Here is a 637-nt window from a genome sequence, read left to right on the forward strand (position 1 = left end):
GCGCCCGTTTGCGGAAAACAACTATCAGCTTCCGTTAGTAAATTATTTTTGTCCATAGCTACCTTTTAACTTTTTCGGGTCTAAAGGGGGTACTTGAAATAATTTTTTTAAAAATTCATCGAAACTATCTGCCACCGTTACCTATTCCCATGTAATTTCCTCTGTGTCGTAATTCTCAAATACATAAAGAACAGAGGGATTATCTTTCCTATTTCGATAGTCGAATACTATCCAGAAATGGCAATCGGTCCACAGTACAATAAACTCCTTTGGAAGCTTTGTATCTGCTAGTAACTCTTGGGATGATAAAATGCTTAAATCATCCACTTCAAAATGAATGGGTTCAATGCTAGGAAATTCCTGTTTTTCTGTACAAATTTTAGATAACAAAAAATAAGGAAAGTTTAAGTCACCGCCATTTTGTATCTTCATTAATTCAATAAATGATTGGGGGAATTTAATTCCTAAATTATTTTCTGCTTTTTTTATTATTTCATCGTTTATCGGATATTCAATACGTTTATGCTTACTTTCCTCATTCCAAAAATCTTCACCTTGGCATAACTCCCTTTGTATCAAAACAGATGATTATAGTTTCGACATGAATATGGCTCTGCAATCTGGCCCTTTTCATGAA

At 33.8% G+C, this 637-nt stretch carries 1 protein-coding gene; it reads right to left on the reverse strand.

Annotation, left to right across the window (positions count from 1 at the left end; all coding sequences use genetic code 11):
- Positions 1–141: 141 nt before the first annotated feature.
- Positions 142–579 (reverse strand): SMI1/KNR4 family protein, encoded by a 438-nt coding sequence (locus D1B33_RS18300; protein ID WP_233549533.1) that lies wholly within the window; start codon positions 577–579, stop codon positions 142–144.
- Positions 580–637: the final 58 nt, after the last annotated feature.

It is taken from the genome of Ureibacillus yapensis, assembly GCF_003515775.1.
Taxonomy (GTDB): domain Bacteria; phylum Bacillota; class Bacilli; order Bacillales_A; family Planococcaceae; genus Ureibacillus; species Ureibacillus yapensis.